Genomic DNA, 14,377 nt, shown 5'->3' on the forward strand with positions numbered 1-14,377 from the left:
GGTGTGTGAGCCCCCCTGTGTTTGATGGGGGTGTGGGGGGGGGGGGGGGGGGGGGGCGCGGGGGCGCGGGGGGGCGGGGCGGCCCCACGCCGATCAGAACTCGACCCGGACCTCGTACTCGGTGACCCAGGTGTTGAACTCGATGAGCCGTTCGAGGACCGCGCGGGCGCTCCAGGGGCCGCCGACGTGGTAGGAGCCCTCGGGCACGTCGAGCAGCCGGCGGATGTCGGCCTCGGAGACGAGCTGGAAGACCGGGGAACCCTCGACCAGGATGTTCTCCACCCGCTCGCGCAGGGCCAGCTCGTACGTGCGGTCCTGGGTGGAGGGGTACGGGTTCTTCTTGCGGTCCAGGACAGAATCCGGCAGCAGACCGCGCATGGCGGCGCGCAGCAGGCTCTTCTCGCGGCCGTCGAAGGTCTTGAACGCCCACGGGGTGTTGTAGACGTACTCGACCAGGCGGTGGTCGGTGAAGGGGACGCGGACTTCGAGGCTGACCGCCATGCTGATGCGGTCCTTGCGGTCCAGCAGGAAGTTCTCCCAGCGGGTGAGGTTGAGGTAGGTGACCTCGCGCATCCGGGCCTCCAGGCCGGTCTCGCCCTCCAGGCGCGGGACCTCCTCCAGGGCCTGCGCGTAGCGCTCCTTGACGTACTCCGTCAGGCCGAGCTTGTCCCACAGACCCAGCGTCTTCAGCGCGCCGATGCCGCCGGCCTTCTCGAAGGGGTGGTGCCAGGGGAAGCTGTCCAGCTCCACGGCTTCCTCGTCGTGGAACCACGTGTAGCCGCCGAAGAGCTCGTCGGCCGCCTCGCCGGAGAGGGCGACGGTCATCTGCTCCTTCAGCGCACGGCACAGGATGAGCAGCGAGTACTCCATGTCGCCGGTGGAGACCGGCAGGTCCTGGGCGCGCAGGACGGTCGAGCGGACCTCGTCGTCCAGGATGTCCTCGTTGTCCAGGGTGACGATGATGTGCTCGGCGCCGGTGTCCTTGGCGACCTCGACGGCGAACGGGGTGTCGGGGTCGGCCCACTGGACGTTCGCCTCGAAGCGGTCCTCGTGGCCCTTGAAGTCCACCGAGAAGGCGCGGATGGGCTGCTCGATGCCCTGCTTCTTGAGGGCCTTGGCGGCGAGCGCGGTGACCGCGCTGGAGTCCAGGCCACCGGAGAGCAGGGTGCCGACGGTGACGTCGGCGACGAGCTGGCGCTCGACGATGTCCTCGAGGAGCTCGCGGACGTGGGTGATGGTGGTGTCGAGGTCCTCGGTGTGGGGGCGGGCCTGGAGCTTCCAGTACTCCTGCTCCGTCGTGCCCTCGCGGGTGAAGCGGACGATGGAGGCCGGCAGGACCTCGTGCATGCCGCGGAAGACGGCGTGACCGGGGGTCTTGACGATGGAGAAGATCTCCTTGAGGCCCTCGGCGTCGACGACGGCCTCGGACTCCGGGTGGGCCAGGATGGCCTTGGGCTCGGAACCGAACAGCACGCCGTCGGCGGTCGGGTAGTAGTAGAGCGGCTTGACGCCCATCCGGTCGCGGACCAGGAGCAGCTCCTCGGTGCGCGGGTCCCAGATGGCGAAGGCGTAGATGCCGTTCAGCCGCTCCGCGAAGTCGACGCCCCACTCCAGGTAGGAGCGCAGGACGACCTCGGTGTCGGAGGTGGTGCGGAACTCGTGGCCGAGGCCCTTGAGCTCCTCGCGCAACTCCCGGAAGTTGTAGACCTCACCGGTGTACGTGATGACCGGCTGGGTGTGGTCGTCCTGGAAGGACGCCATCGGCTGCTTGCCGCCCTCGAGGTCGATGATCGCCAGTCGGCGGTGGCCGAGGACGGCGTGGGTCGAGGTCCACAGACCGTGCGCGTCGGGACCGCGGCACTCCATGGTGTGCGTCATGGCCGACGCGAGGTCCGTGTGGGACGTCAGGTCCCGCTGGAAGCTGACCCATCCGGCAAGGCCGCACATAGGTGATCGGTTCCTCTCGATGAAGGCTCGACAAGGGGGAGGTGATCAGGCCAGGTGTCCTTGGCCGACCCCCAGAGTTTCGAAGAGCCCGAAATCGCCGGTCCATCGCCGACGGCTCATTCCGTCAGGTGGCCGGTACTTCGTCAGTCGTCCGGTTGACCACCGGTTGACGGCACTTGACAGAGTGTCGTATGCACGCATCGTCGTTCACGGTCAGCGGAGCGCACATTCCATGGAGTGACATTGACATCCTTCGAGACCCCGACGCCCCCGCCCCCTGACGCGTCCGCGGCCGCGGCCGCGGCCCCGTCCACGTCCTCGTCGTCCACGTCCCCGTCGTCCACGGACCCGTCTGCGTTCGCGGCTCCGTCCGCGTCCACGGCCGCGAAACGCCCTCCGCTCTCGCTGGTCGCCGCGTACGAGTTCGCGCTGACCACCGCCATGCTGTTCATCGTGGTCACCACCGTCCGTTGGGTGGCGGGACCCGGTTCGCCCCTGACGGATCTGCTGCCCACCCTCACCTCGCAGCTGTTGGTCATGGGCCTGCTGGTCGGCGGCATCGTGACGGCCGTGCTCGGCCCGTCCATGCGCCACGAGACCGCAGGTCACCTCAACCCGGCCGTCAGCATCGGCCTGTGGATGCTGCGCGTCTTCCCGGGGAAGGCGGTGTTGCCGTTCGTGGTGGCCCAGCTGGCCGGCTCGGTGGCCGGGGTGGCCCTGGCCGACCTGGTGTGGGGCGACGCCGCCGCCGAGGTCGGGTACGCGGCGCTGGCCCCCGGCCAGGGGTGGGGTTCGGGTGCCGTGCTCGCGGTGGAGGCCGCCGCCATGACCGTGATCATGCTGATCGTGGCCTTCTTCGGCACCCGGCCGCCGTTGTTGCGCTTCCTGCCGCCCGTGATCGGTGCCTGCGTGGCCGCGGTCATCATCTTCCTCGGGCCGTTGTCGGGTGGTGCCGGGAACCCGGCCCGGCAGCTGGGCCCGGCCCTGTTCTCCGGTACCACCGGCCACCTGTGGGCGTACCTGCTCGCGCCCGTCGCCGGCTCGGCGGTGGCCGCGGCCCTGGCCCCGCTGCTGCGCCGACGCTGACGTGCCGCTTCCTGACGCCACTGCCCCGAACGGCCCCTGCCCGGATGCGACGGCGGGGCACGACCCCGACCCTGGAGCCATGGCCGTGCCCCACGTGATCGCCTACCCGCCCGACGCCGAGGACGTCGACCTCAACGGTCCGCTGTTCGCATCGCGCGACGGCGCCCCGCGCCACAGCCGACTCGGTCCGTCGGAGCGCTATGCCCCCTTTGTGCAGTTATTCTGTGCACTGTGATCGAGTCAGGACGGCCGCGGCTCCGTCGGCGCAACGGCCGGGGGAGGCTTGTGCGGCTGTCGCCGGTCATCCTGACCGTCGTGATCGCCAGCCTGGCCTACGCCACTCCGCCGGAAATGGCCTTCAGTCGCCTCCTGCCCGCGGCGCCGGCCCTGGCCGCCGCCATGTGGCCGGTCCTCCCCACCGTCCTGCTCGGGACGGTCTGCCTCCTTCTGATGATCGGCCTCAGCTTCGTCTTCCCCGATCTGGGAACGTGGTGGACGGCCGCGGGGATCATCGCGGTCACCGTGGCCGCCGCGTACGGAAGCCATGTCCGGCTCCAGCGGGAGCGCACGCTCTTCCAGGTACGGCTCGTCGCCGACGCGGCGCAGCAGGTGGTGCTGAGCCCCATGCCACGCCGCTTCGGGAACGTCGAGATCGAGTCGCTGTACCTCGCGGCCGCGGCGGAGGCCCGCATCGGCGGGGACTTCTACGAGGTGGTCGACACGCCCTACGGGGTGAGGCTGCTCATCGGTGACGTACGGGGCAAGGGCCTGCCGGCCGTGGGAGCGGCCGCGGCGATCGTCAACGCCTTCCGGGAGGCGGCTTACGGCGAGACCGACATGGTCAACGTCGCCCGCAGGCTGGACGCCAGCAGCACCCGGTACAACGCGGCCTTTCCTCCTGACGGGCCGATGGAGCGCTTCGCGACCGCCCTGCTCGCCGAGATCCCGCACGGGGGCGGGCGTATCGGCATCCTCAACTGCGGACACCCCCCACCCCTCCTTCTGAACCGCGGCAAACTCCGTGTCCTCGAACCCGCAACCCCCTCGCCGCTGCTCAGCCTCGCGGAGCTGATCGGTGATCACTACAACGTCGACACCTTCGACTTCGCCCCCGGCGACCTGCTGCTCCTCTATACCGACGGGATCGCCGAGGCCCGCGCCCACGACGGCGAGTTCTTCCCGCTGGCGGCCTGGATGCGTCGACAGCCGCCGACGCCGCCCCGCGAACTGCTCACGGCTCTTCACCACGACCTCCTCCGCTACAGCAGAGGACGCCTTGACGACGACATCGCCGCCCTCGCCGTTCGCCTGCGTGAGCCCTGAGGCAGGAGTCCCGGTCCACGGGTGCGGGCCGGCTCCGGGATACCAAAAAAATTCGCCGGCGGCACCATAAAGGCACCGCCGGCGAATTTCACTTCCGACGCCGGGTCAATTTCCGGCGAGCCACGACCAAGACGCGACTACTTTGACGCTTCATCGACCTTCTTACCTCGAAGGAATTCAACCTTGGCGAGGGCGAGGGCGTAAATGCCCCCGAGGAGGAATGTGGACAGATACTGCCCCCAGACATTTCCATGAAGCACCTGGTTTACCACAATGAGCACAGCCGCCCAGAGGAGAGTAAACACTATCTTGGCCATGAGTTCACCTGTCTTACACGAGAGAGGCCAGGCAGCCGGTGGCACCGGCGACGACCGCCTTGGAAACTATGTCCTTCGCGACGTCCTTACTGACGAAGCGGCTGACGATCAGGGCACCCGCCCCGCCGATACCGCCCTTGATCAGGCAGTTCTTCACCATGTTGTTCATCTTGACGTGCGTCATGAGGCATTCGCAGTCACGCTTGCTCTTCGCCATGATGCACTTCGAGCGCGCTTCCTCGAGCGGGTTCACCTGAGCAGACTGAACCACGGACTGCGGGCCCGATTCAGCGTACGCCACTCCAGCGCCACCAACCAGGACCACACCGCTGATAATGGCAGCCGAGACGACACTCGAAACAATCTTCTTCATTATTAAAGCTTCCGTCGAGACGTGCCGCTGGTCAGGCGACACCTCCTTGATCACGAGAAATCTACCCACAGTTCATCATCGAAGGAACCCCGCTTGAGGAAGCTTTGAGCTTGATCAACTTCGCCATTGGCAAACCTGCCGCCCAATGTCGAATTCCCGCCAGCTGGCCGAAATTACGCCACTGTCCGACCGAAGCAGACGCGCACCCGTGTGCTCCGCCGATCTGCCCCACCGACTGGGCAGGCCTCTCGCCCGTCCGTCCCGTGGATGGGGTCACCACATGACGCAAGGTGCTCCTGCGGGGGGCATGGGTCCGCGCGGTGAAGTTGCCACGAGCAGTCCCGGCGCCACTCGGTTGCTGAGCGGGCCCGGTGGCGTGTTCGGGCTGCCTGAGTACCGGGGCGTGGAACCGGTGGATCACCGGGCGGAGGCGGGCCAGAATCCTGACTCCAGTGCTCGAACTCGGCTTCCGCTGGGTCCGCTTCGACGGAGGGGGCACGGGGCGGACGGACATCGAAGTGCGGTCACCCTGCGGGGTTCGCTCTCGCGCCGGCGCCCCGGCGGTAGAGGCGAGCGAGTCGCCGGTCTCCGGGACCTCGCGGCGGCACGCGCCCACTGCACCAGGGTCAGGGCCCGTCGGTGGCGACGACCTCACTCTCGGCGGGGGCCGGAGCTGGTTGACCGTCTCGTAGTCGTGGGGCGTGGCGTGGACCTACGTCGCCCGCGGCCTCGACGTTGAAGGTCAAGGAGGGTGCACGGGGCAGCAGCGCGCCACCGCAGCGCCCCGGCGGTCCCCAGCCGGCCCGGCAGCACCTGCCCGCGCTGGGGACCTTCCCTGTTGGTGCCGGGGCTCTTGCCGTGGGCTCGGGTCACCCGGTGAGGATCCTCGCACCGGTGTAGCCCTGAATGTACGTGATCTCCACGTACCAGCCGCGGTTCTCCTGGCCGAACACTGACAGGCACCGATTGCGGCCCGACGTGTCAGTCATCACGGTGGAGGTGCTGGTCACGCCCTGAGCCTGACTGGCCGGGGTGTAGTTGGAGCCGCCGGAGTCGCCGGGTTCCGCGCAGGCGGTGTGCCGGGTCAGCCCGGTGACGGACCGTCCGGTGTCCGACTGGCGGACCGTCTCGTTGCGGGCCCGGATGACTCCGCACGTCACCTTGGTGGTGATCCCCGACTTGCAGACGGTGCCACCGATGGGTTGCTGCTGGGTGCCGAACATGGTGGCGTAGTCATCGTTCGCCGTGTGCAGGGCGACCCACGGGCCTTGGATCCAGTTCTCGCGGTCCGTAACGCCGACGACGGCCCAGTCCCGGCCGAAGTCGCGGAGCCACCAGCGGCCGAGGCGGATGCCGACGGACGGGCTCTGGCCGTAGGCGTACACGTCGTAGGAGGTCGTGTCGGCGCAGTGGCCGGCGGTGATGACCACCGGGTCGGACACGCCGGGGAGATCCGAGTACGTCAGCCGGGCGTTGAATCCGATGGAGCACGCCTTCCCGGCCGAGGTGATCTTTTCGCCGCCGTCCACGTAGTCGGCCGTCGAGACGGCCTCGTGCGTCGTGGATTCGAAGGCGACGGCGTTTCCATGACGGCCCGCGGCCGCGGCCAGGGCGCTCCGCGGCCGTCCGGTCAGCAGGGTGACCACCACGCGGTTCCTGATCGGGTCGACGCGCCATGCGGCAACACCGTCGGCTGCGGCTGGATCCTTGGCGGCGAGGTCGTCCAACTCGCGCTTGATCGAGTCGAGCCGGCCGTAGGAGTACGACATCGGCTTCGGGTTGGCGCCCGCGGCCGCCACCTGCCGGGCGAGGTCGGGATCCGTGATCCCGATGGTGAGCCTGCCGGAAGCCGGGTCGAACCACGATCCCGCGTACGCCTGGCCGAGCGCGGGGACGATCTCGGCCTCCACCGCTGCGGCCCGGGCCTCATCGGCCACACGGCGCCGGGCGGTCGGCTCGTCCATGTTCAGGTCGCGTTGCATGGCCCGCAGGACGGCGGGGTGCACGCCCGGTGGGCTCGGTTGCCTTCCGGACCCCGCCTGCGCGCTCGAAGGCGCCAGACACAATGCGCTGGCGACGGCAACGGCGAACGGTATGAGCCTACGTTGCAACTTGGTCTTCACGTCACTCCTGGTGGCGGGCGCAGCGGGCGTCACGTTCCGTGGCTCGGAACCCGGCTGAAAGGTAGCCAGCATCCGCAGTGCCTCGGCAGAGGCGCGAGCAGCGCACGCGCGGGGCGCGCGGGAGTGAACAGCGCGAGCCGACCGCCGGCTCCCTCGATGCGCGGAGCGAGCCGAAGGGTGTGTCCCGGCGGACGCCCGGTCCAGCAGGTCCTGGAGTTCGGCGGGTTCGGAAGCCGGCTCGGGCCGAAAGTCCACTACCGCCGGTCGGAACCGGTGAGGATGACGAGCTGCCGGGTCGCCCGGGTCATCGCGACGTAGCGGTCGACCGCGCCGGCGACGCCCGTGCCGAACTCCTCCGGATCGACGAGCACCACCAGGTCGAACTCGAGCCCCTTCGACAGTCCCGGGGTCAGCGACCGCACGCGGGACGTCGTGCGGAACCCGGGGTCGCCGATGACGCAGGCGACCCCCTCGGCGTGCGCGGCGAGCCAGGTGTCGAGGACCGAGTGCAGCTCCGAAGCGGATCCGTGGACGACGGGGACGCCGCTGCTGCGGATGGAGGCCGGCACGTTGGCGTCCGGGAGCACGGCCCGGATGACGGGCTCGGCTTCCGCCATGACCTCCTGCGGGGTGCGGTAGTTGACGCCCAGGGAGGTCATGGTGATCCGGTCGAGGCCGATCCGCTCGAGCCGTTCCTGCCAGGACTCCGTGAACCCGTTCCTGGCTTGGGCGCGGTCCCCGACGATGGTGAAGCTCCGGGACGGGCAGCGCAGCAGCAGCATCTGCCACTCGGCGTCGGTCAGTTCCTGCGCCTCGTCCACGACGATGTGCGCGAACGGGCCGGCGAGCAGGTCCCGGTCGGTGCCGGGCAGTGCGGTCTCGTCGATCAGGCTGTCCTGGAGGTCCTTGCCGTGCAGCATCGTCACCGCGCCTTCGCCGTCGGCATCGGCGGCGATCACGCTGTCGATGACGCCGGCCATGCGCTCGCGTTCGGCGGCGACGGAAGCGTCGTGCCGACGCTTGCGCACGGAGGCCTGCGCATCGCCGAGCCGCTGGCGTGCCGCGTCCAGGAGCGGCAGGTCGGACACCGTCCAGCGCTGGGCGTCCTCGCGCTGGAGCTTGTGCACCTCGTCGCGGCTGAGCCAGGGAGCGCACCTGCGCAGGTACGCGGGTACCGACCACAGGTCTGCGACGATGTCGGTCGCTTCGAGCATCGGCCAGGCACGGTTGAGGGCCGTGACGAGGTCCCTGTTCTGGCGCAGCGACCTGCGGAACAGCTCGGGCGGGACGTCGTCATCGTCGTCGCCCTCGTCGTGGTGCTTGTCCAGCAGGATCGTGACCAGTTCCTCCCAGATCTGCTCGCGCGCCTCGTTGTGCGGTGTGCCGGGTTCCACCGCTTCGAACGCCGCCGCCCAGTCATCGGCGCTCAGGCGGACGTCGGACCAGTGGGTCGTGACCGTCATTCCCGTGGCGGGCGGCTCCTCGTAGATCCTGACGGCCGCCTCGACCGCCTTCACCAGGTCCGCGGACGACTTCAGGAGGGCCACGTCCGGGTCGCTCTCGGCCGGTGCCGTGGCCCCTTCGGCGACGAGGTCCCGGATGGTGCAGGTCTGTACGCCCTCCTCGCCGAGGCTGGGGAGGACATCGGCGACGTAGGCCAGGTAGGGGCGGTGCGGACCGACGAACAGGACGCCGCCGCGACGGTGTCCGAGGCGGGGGTCGGAGTAGAGGAGGTGGGCGGTGCGGTGGAGGGCGACGACGGTCTTGCCCGTACCGGGACCACCGTCGACGACGAGGGCACCGCGGGATCCGGCGCGGATGATGGCGTCCTGGTCCGCCTGGATGGTGCCGAGCACGTCCCGCATGCGGGAGGACCGGTTGCCGCCGAGGCTGGCGATGAAGGCGGACTGGTCGTCGAGCGCGGCGTGCCCTTCGAGCCCGTCGGCGGTGAAGACCTCGTCCCAGTAGTCGCCGATCCGGCCGCGGGTCCAGCGGTACCTGCGACGGCTCGCCAGACCCATCGGGTTGGCGTGGGTGGCCGCGAAGAACGGCTCGGCGGCCGGGGAGCGCCAGTCGACCAGCAGCCGACGGCCCGTGCTGTCGGTGAGGCCGAACCGTCCGATGTACAGGGGTTCGGGGTCGTCGGCGCTGACGACGTGACCGAGGCACAGGTCCAGGCCGAAGCGGCGCAGGACGCGCAGGCGGGCGGTCAGCCGGTGGATCTCCGCGTCCCGGTCCATCGCCTCCCGGCCGATGCCGCCGGGCGCCCTGCGCTGGGCGGCGAGCCGCTCGGACACCTCGGCGATCGTCTGGTCGAGGCTTTCCGCGATGGCCGCGAAGTGCTGCTCGTCCCCGGCGACCAGCTTCGGGTCGGCCTTGGCGGAGAGGTGGTCGGGAAGGTCAAACACGCTGGTGGTCAGCGGGTTCACGGATGCGGCTCCGATCTGGGGTCGCTCGGTCGCGACCTTGGTGTGCGGTGGTGGGGGTGGTGGTGGGGGTGGGGTGGGGGTGGGGTGGAATGGGGCTGGGTGGTTGGTCCGGATCCCGCTCGGTTCACGCGGACGCGGACACCGCGGGCCTTTCCCGGCTCAGCTCGTCGAGCAGCAGGCGGGCGGCCACCGTCGTTCCGTCGGTGCGGATCGTGGCGGCCACGGCGGCGGCCCGTTCTCGGGTCCGGGGCGTCAGGGCGGTTTCGAGCGCGGCCGACAGGGAGTCGGTGGTCGGGGCGGGACCGTCGTGCTCCGCACCGATGCCCAGGCCGGATACCCGGCCGGCCCAGTACGGCTGGTCGCCTCCGCCGGCCAGGACCACCTGCGGCGCCCCGGCCAGGGTGGCGGTCGTCGTGGTGCCCGCACTGCCGTGGTGGACGACGGCGGCCACCCGGCGGAACAGGGCCTGCTGGTTGACCTCGCCGACGAGGAAGCAGTCGTCCTGGTCGTCGATCAGTGCCAGGCCGGCCCAGCCGCGCGACACGACCGCGCGGCGCCCCTGGGCGCGGACCGCCCCGATGGCCGCCCGCGCGACGTCCCCGGGTGCGGTCACGGGCGTGCTGCCGAAGCCCACGTACACCGGCGGCTCGCCGGCGTCCAGGAACGCCACCAGATCGGCGGGGAGGGGGCGTTCGTCCGGCAGGACCCACGCGCCGGTCTGCACGACGCCGAGGTCCGTCGGCTGCCACGGGGCGAGGACCGGGTCCGTGGCCAGCCACGGCTGTTCGGTGAACGCATAGTCGCGGACGTTGTCCACGGGCGGCAGGCCGGCCGACGCGCGGTGGGTGTTGAGCATCTCGCCGAACATCGTGTGCGCGATCCCCGCGTCCTCGTCCCACAGGGTCTGGTTGTCGACCGTCTCCGGCGGCAGCGGCTGGCCTCGTCGCACGGGCGGCCTGCGGTGCGGCGACGGCAGGCTGACCGGCTGGTGGCTCGCGTGCACGTAGCGGATGCCCAGCTTCTCGGCGACGGACCGGGCGGCGGCCGCGACCGGCAGGGGGCCGGTCACCACCAGCGCGTCGCACCCCCGGGCCGCCGCGGCGACCGTGTCGAACTGGACGGCCATCAACTCGGACGCACGCTGCGCCAGGCCCACCGCCGACCCCGGCGTGACCGTGGTCACCACCGGGCGGACCGGACGGCCGGCCGGCACCATCTCCACACCGACCCCGGCCAGCCGCTCCACGAATTCCTGGTCCGGCGGCGCGCAGACCCGCACCTCGGCGCCCAGTTCCCGCAGCCGCACCGCGAGCCCCACGATCGGTTCGACGCTCCCGCGCGACCCGTAGGTCGAGAACAACACCCGCATGTCCGGCTCCCCGTTTTCGTGATCTTTGGGTTAGGTCGGTGATTCTGCTGTACGACCTGGGCCTTGCGGCAAGCCCCCCGGTGCGCTATAAGTTGAGAGTGGCGAGGAGCTGGCATGCTTCTTGCCTTTTCTCTTTTCCGCCCTTCGTGTGCCGGAACGACACCTCCACGACGCAGCGCGGACCGCCTTCAACACTCCCCGCCCCTCTCCTTCGCCCTGCCGTGAAGGGCTTCTTGATGGGGAGGCGGGAAGGCAGGTGCCGGTCCCCGGCAGGTGGCTGGGGTCGACGACCTGCGGTTCTGCCGGTGTCCCGCAGCGTGACTGTGAACCTGACACGCGGTGATGTGTCAAGGGGGCTGGCTGCCGTCCAGTTCGGGGGCCGAGCGTAGTGATCTTGTGTCGGCGTCCTGACAGAGTCGTCGCCGAGCGACTGAACGGCCCGTGCGGGCCCACGACCAGGGGGACAGCTCATGTACCGCAAGCACATCGCCAGCACGGTTCTGCTCGCCGCAGCGATCATCGGGGCGTCCGTCCCCGCGGCGGCGGCCCGGCCGGTCGACCCGGTACAGCGGCAGCTGGACCTGCTCGTCGAGAGCGACGGGGTGCCGGGTGCGCTGGCCTACGACGGCAGGACGACGCGCAGGGCCGGTGTCGCGGACAGGGAGTCGGGCCGGCCCATGGTCGATGCACGGGGGCGAATCCGGCTGGCCAGCAACACCAAGGCGTTCACCGCGGCAGCCGTGATGCGCCTGGTGGCGGACGGGCGGATCCGCCTCGACGACCGCGCCGGCCGCTACCTGCCACAGCTGGTCGAACGGCCCATCACCATCCGGCAGTTGCTCAAGCAGACCAGCGGGCTGCCGGAGTACACCACGCGGGTGGACTGGACCCAGCCCGGCACGTCCGAGGACTACCTGGCCCTCGCCCTCAAGGAGAAGCCAGTCTTCGAGCCCGGCACCGACTGGGGCTACTCCAACACCAACTACCTGGCACTCGGCATGGTGATCGACAAGGCATCGGGTGTCGGCTTCCGCACGTACGTCGAACGCACGATCCTGCGCCCGCTGCACCTGGACGACACCTACTGGCCCGCACCCGGCGAGCTGTCGCTGCGCGGACCGCACGCCCGCAACTACGGTGTCCACCCCGCCGCCCCGGAGGCCGGTCGAGTGGATGTGACCGAGCTCCCCGGGTACGAGTTCGGCGCATCCGGCGGCCTCGTCTCCACACCCAAGGACCTCAACGCCTTCTGGGACGGACTGTTCGGTGGCCGCCTCCTGCCCGACTGGGCGCTGCGCCAGATGACCCAGGACACCACCGCGGTCGGCGGGCGCGACGTCTACCCGGCGGGCAGCCGCTACGGCTACGGCGTCGCCTCGATCCCGCTCAGCTGCGGCGGCGTCTACTGGGGCCACGGTGGCGATCTGCCCGGCAATTCGGTGGGCGGAGGGCGCGCCACGGCGGGCCGAGGGACCGTGACCGTCTACACCACGACCTGGGCGGCCGAAGGCGAAAGCCTGCGTCACCTCCAAAGGGCGGTAGACGCGGCCCTGTGCACCAAGCTCCGCTGACCACCAGCCGCAACCTCGACCCGCCCGAGGCCCCCTGCCGACCGTGCAGGGGCTCCGTGAGCCGCCGGCTGACCGCGCACTGCCGGAACGGGTGACCCCCGCGGCTGCGATGCTGGTCCGCATGATCGACGCTGACAACCCGACGGGCCGGGCCCCGTCCCCGAGGATCAGGCCGGGGCAGTGGTACACGTGAACGAAACCCGGGCGGCCGTTGAGCTCTACAACACCCTGACGGCCGGACCGCGGCCCGTGGGCGGCCTCTTCCACTCGACCTGCTGACACCGAACGCCCGACACCAATACCGTCACCGTCACCGCGGCCACTCCCTGCATCCGGGTCCGGGTCCGGACCCGGGTCGCCCAATCGCGATCAACCCGTCTCATGCCCGGTCGTCGTCGCTGTGGTGGGAGCGGGCCTCCAGTTGGCCCTGGACGTAAGGGTCGGTCTCGGGGGCGTACGGGCCGCCGTGCGTGGTGAGGTGTTCCTCGATGCGCTCCCACTCGGCCACGACGGCCGGGTCGGCGCCCTCCTCGCGGGCCGCCTCCAGCGCGGCCTCGGCCTGGTGGTGGCGCATTCCGGTGGCCTCGGCCCGCACCTGGTCGAGGACCGCCCGCTCGCCCGGGGCGGGATCGTGCGGCTCGTGCGCCGCTTCGACGGCGACCTCGTCCGGCTGTCCGGTCATGGTCCTGCTCCTCTCCCGCGGTACGGTCCCTGCCTTCCCCCTGCCCGGCCACGGCACTCCCACACGAATCACGGGCTCCGCAACCCTCCCACGCTCCGTGCACCAGGGCACCGGCACCACGCCGCCGTGGGTCGGCGGCCGCAGCCGTCGATCTCACCGGCGATCGCGGTGATGCCGATCCGCGGACCCCAGGTCATGGACGGGACGATCGTCGTCTCAAGCCCGGCGAGGGTCGGCCGACGTCCCGTCTCCTCGGCCGCCGGCCGGCCACCCGGGCCAGCGGGCAGTCCGCATCCTCAATCCCCTTTGCGACGTGCACGTTTGTGACGACTCGACTACTCGGGGTAAGGTAACGAAGACCGGGTCCAGTTGCCCGGAGAGCGGGAGAGCAACCCGCGAACCAACCTTCCAGAGACGACGCCAAGCGTCTCCGGGGGCTTCTGAACGCCCCCTGCAGTGCTCTTGCCTGCCGCCACCCAGGGGCAAGAGGCCCGCGAGTAGGAGCAGTACGCCTGACCGAGTTCGGGGCCCACGTCGTCCACCGATCTCAACGAAACCGCCCTTCGCGGCGGGCGCAGCCACGCGGGCGCTGCGTTGACAGTGGTCACGCTGTCTTCGTTGAGGTCGTTCGCGCGCCGCAGTGCGGTGTGGCAGTCCTTCATCGAAGACGATTTCGAGCGTCCGTGGAGGACACGATGCAGGAACTCATCGGGAATCTCGCCGTCAACGCCCCGTACGCGGTCGTCGCGATCTGCGCCGTCATCATTGCTTGGTTGTGGCACAGCGCCTACACACTGCGCATCTCTCTGGACGGCTCCCAGCCGCCGGACCGTCCGGCCATCATCCGGGAGCACGCGCGGATGATCCGCTTCTGGCGCCGTCGGCCGTAGCCCGCCGGCCAGAGTGCGGTCCGCCCCCCTGCCTGCCTGCGGGTGCGAGGCCTGCCTCATCGACCCTCGGCCCGACAGACGCGGCGAGCGCCGTTGACGGGCCGGTGGTCCGCCTGGAGCGGCCGGCAGCCGCCAGCGGCAGCGAGCCCGCCGATGCCGCTCCGCGTAGGAAGGTGGCCCCCCCGGGGGGGGGGGCCCCCGGGTGACACCCGGGGGGGTGGTTGAAAACCGGGTAGACCATGTGGTGTGGGGCGGCTCCCCCCCCGG

The 14,377-nt window shown here is 70.4% G+C and carries 12 protein-coding genes; 5 read left to right on the forward strand and 7 right to left on the reverse strand.

Annotation, left to right across the window (positions count from 1 at the left end; translation table 11 throughout):
• Window positions 1-93 precede the first annotated feature (93 nt).
• Complete coding sequence (gene asnB, locus ACFVGY_RS20010) at window positions 94-1,947, reverse strand: asparagine synthase (glutamine-hydrolyzing) (RefSeq protein WP_385679016.1); 1,854 nt, start codon at window positions 1,945-1,947, stop codon at window positions 94-96.
• A gap of 237 nt (window positions 1,948-2,184) precedes the next feature.
• Here asnB and ACFVGY_RS20015 point away from each other — a divergent pair, with 237 nt between their 5' ends.
• From ACFVGY_RS20015 to ACFVGY_RS20025, 3 genes are all read left to right on the forward strand, one after another.
• Entirely contained in the window at window positions 2,185-3,033 is an 849-nt protein-coding gene (locus tag ACFVGY_RS20015; protein WP_385679019.1) for an aquaporin, read from the forward strand.
• A gap of 79 nt (window positions 3,034-3,112) precedes the next feature.
• A complete protein-coding gene (locus tag ACFVGY_RS20020) occupies window positions 3,113-3,268 on the forward strand; it encodes a hypothetical protein (RefSeq protein WP_385679021.1) in 156 nt (51 codons plus the stop codon).
• Window positions 3,265-4,356 (forward strand): PP2C family protein-serine/threonine phosphatase, encoded by a 1,092-nt coding sequence (locus ACFVGY_RS20025; protein WP_385679024.1) that lies wholly within the window; start codon window positions 3,265-3,267, stop codon window positions 4,354-4,356. The genes ACFVGY_RS20020 and ACFVGY_RS20025 overlap by 4 nt, the downstream gene beginning before the upstream one ends.
• Before the next feature lie 137 nt (window positions 4,357-4,493).
• Here the strand turns inward: ACFVGY_RS20025 and ACFVGY_RS20030 are convergent, their stop codons facing one another.
• From ACFVGY_RS20030 to ACFVGY_RS20050, 5 genes are all read right to left on the reverse strand, one after another.
• Window positions 4,494-4,673: a hypothetical protein gene (locus tag ACFVGY_RS20030; protein WP_385679027.1), complete on the reverse strand. Its 180-nt coding sequence runs from the start codon at window positions 4,671-4,673 to the stop codon at window positions 4,494-4,496.
• A gap of 13 nt (window positions 4,674-4,686) precedes the next feature.
• Window positions 4,687-5,046 (reverse strand): hypothetical protein, encoded by a 360-nt coding sequence (locus ACFVGY_RS20035; RefSeq protein ID WP_385679030.1) that lies wholly within the window; start codon window positions 5,044-5,046, stop codon window positions 4,687-4,689.
• Window positions 5,047-5,915: 869 nt separating this feature from the next.
• Window positions 5,916-7,028 carry a S1 family peptidase gene (locus ACFVGY_RS20040; protein WP_385679033.1) on the reverse strand — a complete coding sequence of 371 codons (1,113 nt, stop codon included), beginning with the start codon at window positions 7,026-7,028 and terminating at the stop codon, window positions 5,916-5,918.
• A 395-nt stretch (window positions 7,029-7,423) separates the two neighbouring features.
• Window positions 7,424-9,598, reverse strand: coding sequence for an RNA polymerase recycling motor ATPase HelR (gene helR, locus ACFVGY_RS20045; protein WP_385679036.1), 2,175 nt, complete (start codon window positions 9,596-9,598; stop codon window positions 7,424-7,426).
• A 124-nt stretch (window positions 9,599-9,722) separates the two neighbouring features.
• A complete protein-coding gene (locus ACFVGY_RS20050; RefSeq protein WP_385679039.1) occupies window positions 9,723-10,967 on the reverse strand; it encodes a glycosyltransferase in 1,245 nt (414 codons plus the stop codon).
• A 470-nt stretch (window positions 10,968-11,437) separates the two neighbouring features.
• Between ACFVGY_RS20050 and ACFVGY_RS20055 the strand changes: the two genes are divergently transcribed.
• Window positions 11,438-12,538, forward strand: a complete 1,101-nt coding sequence (locus ACFVGY_RS20055; protein ID WP_385679042.1) for a serine hydrolase domain-containing protein — start codon at window positions 11,438-11,440, stop codon at window positions 12,536-12,538.
• A 379-nt stretch (window positions 12,539-12,917) separates the two neighbouring features.
• Here ACFVGY_RS20055 and ACFVGY_RS20060 read toward each other — a convergent pair whose 3' ends face one another.
• Complete coding sequence (locus ACFVGY_RS20060; RefSeq protein ID WP_385679045.1) at window positions 12,918-13,220, reverse strand: hypothetical protein; 303 nt, start codon at window positions 13,218-13,220, stop codon at window positions 12,918-12,920.
• Window positions 13,221-13,915: 695 nt separating this feature from the next.
• Between ACFVGY_RS20060 and ACFVGY_RS20065 the strand changes: the two genes are divergently transcribed.
• Window positions 13,916-14,110 (forward strand): hypothetical protein, encoded by a 195-nt coding sequence (locus tag ACFVGY_RS20065; protein ID WP_385679048.1) that lies wholly within the window; start codon window positions 13,916-13,918, stop codon window positions 14,108-14,110.
• Window positions 14,111-14,377 lie beyond the last annotated feature (267 nt).

The sequence above is a fragment of the Streptomyces sp. NPDC127106 genome, assembly GCF_042677605.1.
Taxonomy (GTDB): Bacteria; Actinomycetota; Actinomycetes; order Streptomycetales; family Streptomycetaceae; genus Streptomyces.

Excerpts from the sequence above, each read along its gene's own strand:
- ACFVGY_RS20020 (WP_385679021.1), top strand. The coding sequence starts at position 3,113 with ATGGCCGTGCCCCACGTGATCGCCTACCCGCCCGACGCCGAGGACGTC.
- asnB (WP_385679016.1), bottom strand. The coding sequence starts at position 1,947 with ATGTGCGGCCTTGCCGGATGGGTCAGCTTCCAGCGGGACCTGACGTCC.
- ACFVGY_RS20050 (WP_385679039.1), bottom strand. The coding sequence starts at position 10,967 with ATGCGGGTGTTGTTCTCGACCTACGGGTCGCGCGGGAGCGTCGAACCG.
- ACFVGY_RS20065 (WP_385679048.1), top strand. The coding sequence starts at position 13,916 with ATGCAGGAACTCATCGGGAATCTCGCCGTCAACGCCCCGTACGCGGTC.
- ACFVGY_RS20055 (WP_385679042.1), top strand. The coding sequence starts at position 11,438 with ATGTACCGCAAGCACATCGCCAGCACGGTTCTGCTCGCCGCAGCGATC.
- ACFVGY_RS20035 (WP_385679030.1), bottom strand. The coding sequence starts at position 5,046 with ATGAAGAAGATTGTTTCGAGTGTCGTCTCGGCTGCCATTATCAGCGGT.
- ACFVGY_RS20060 (WP_385679045.1), bottom strand. The coding sequence starts at position 13,220 with ATGACCGGACAGCCGGACGAGGTCGCCGTCGAAGCGGCGCACGAGCCG.
- ACFVGY_RS20030 (WP_385679027.1), bottom strand. The coding sequence starts at position 4,673 with ATGGCCAAGATAGTGTTTACTCTCCTCTGGGCGGCTGTGCTCATTGTG.
- ACFVGY_RS20040 (WP_385679033.1), bottom strand. The coding sequence starts at position 7,028 with ATGCAACGCGACCTGAACATGGACGAGCCGACCGCCCGGCGCCGTGTG.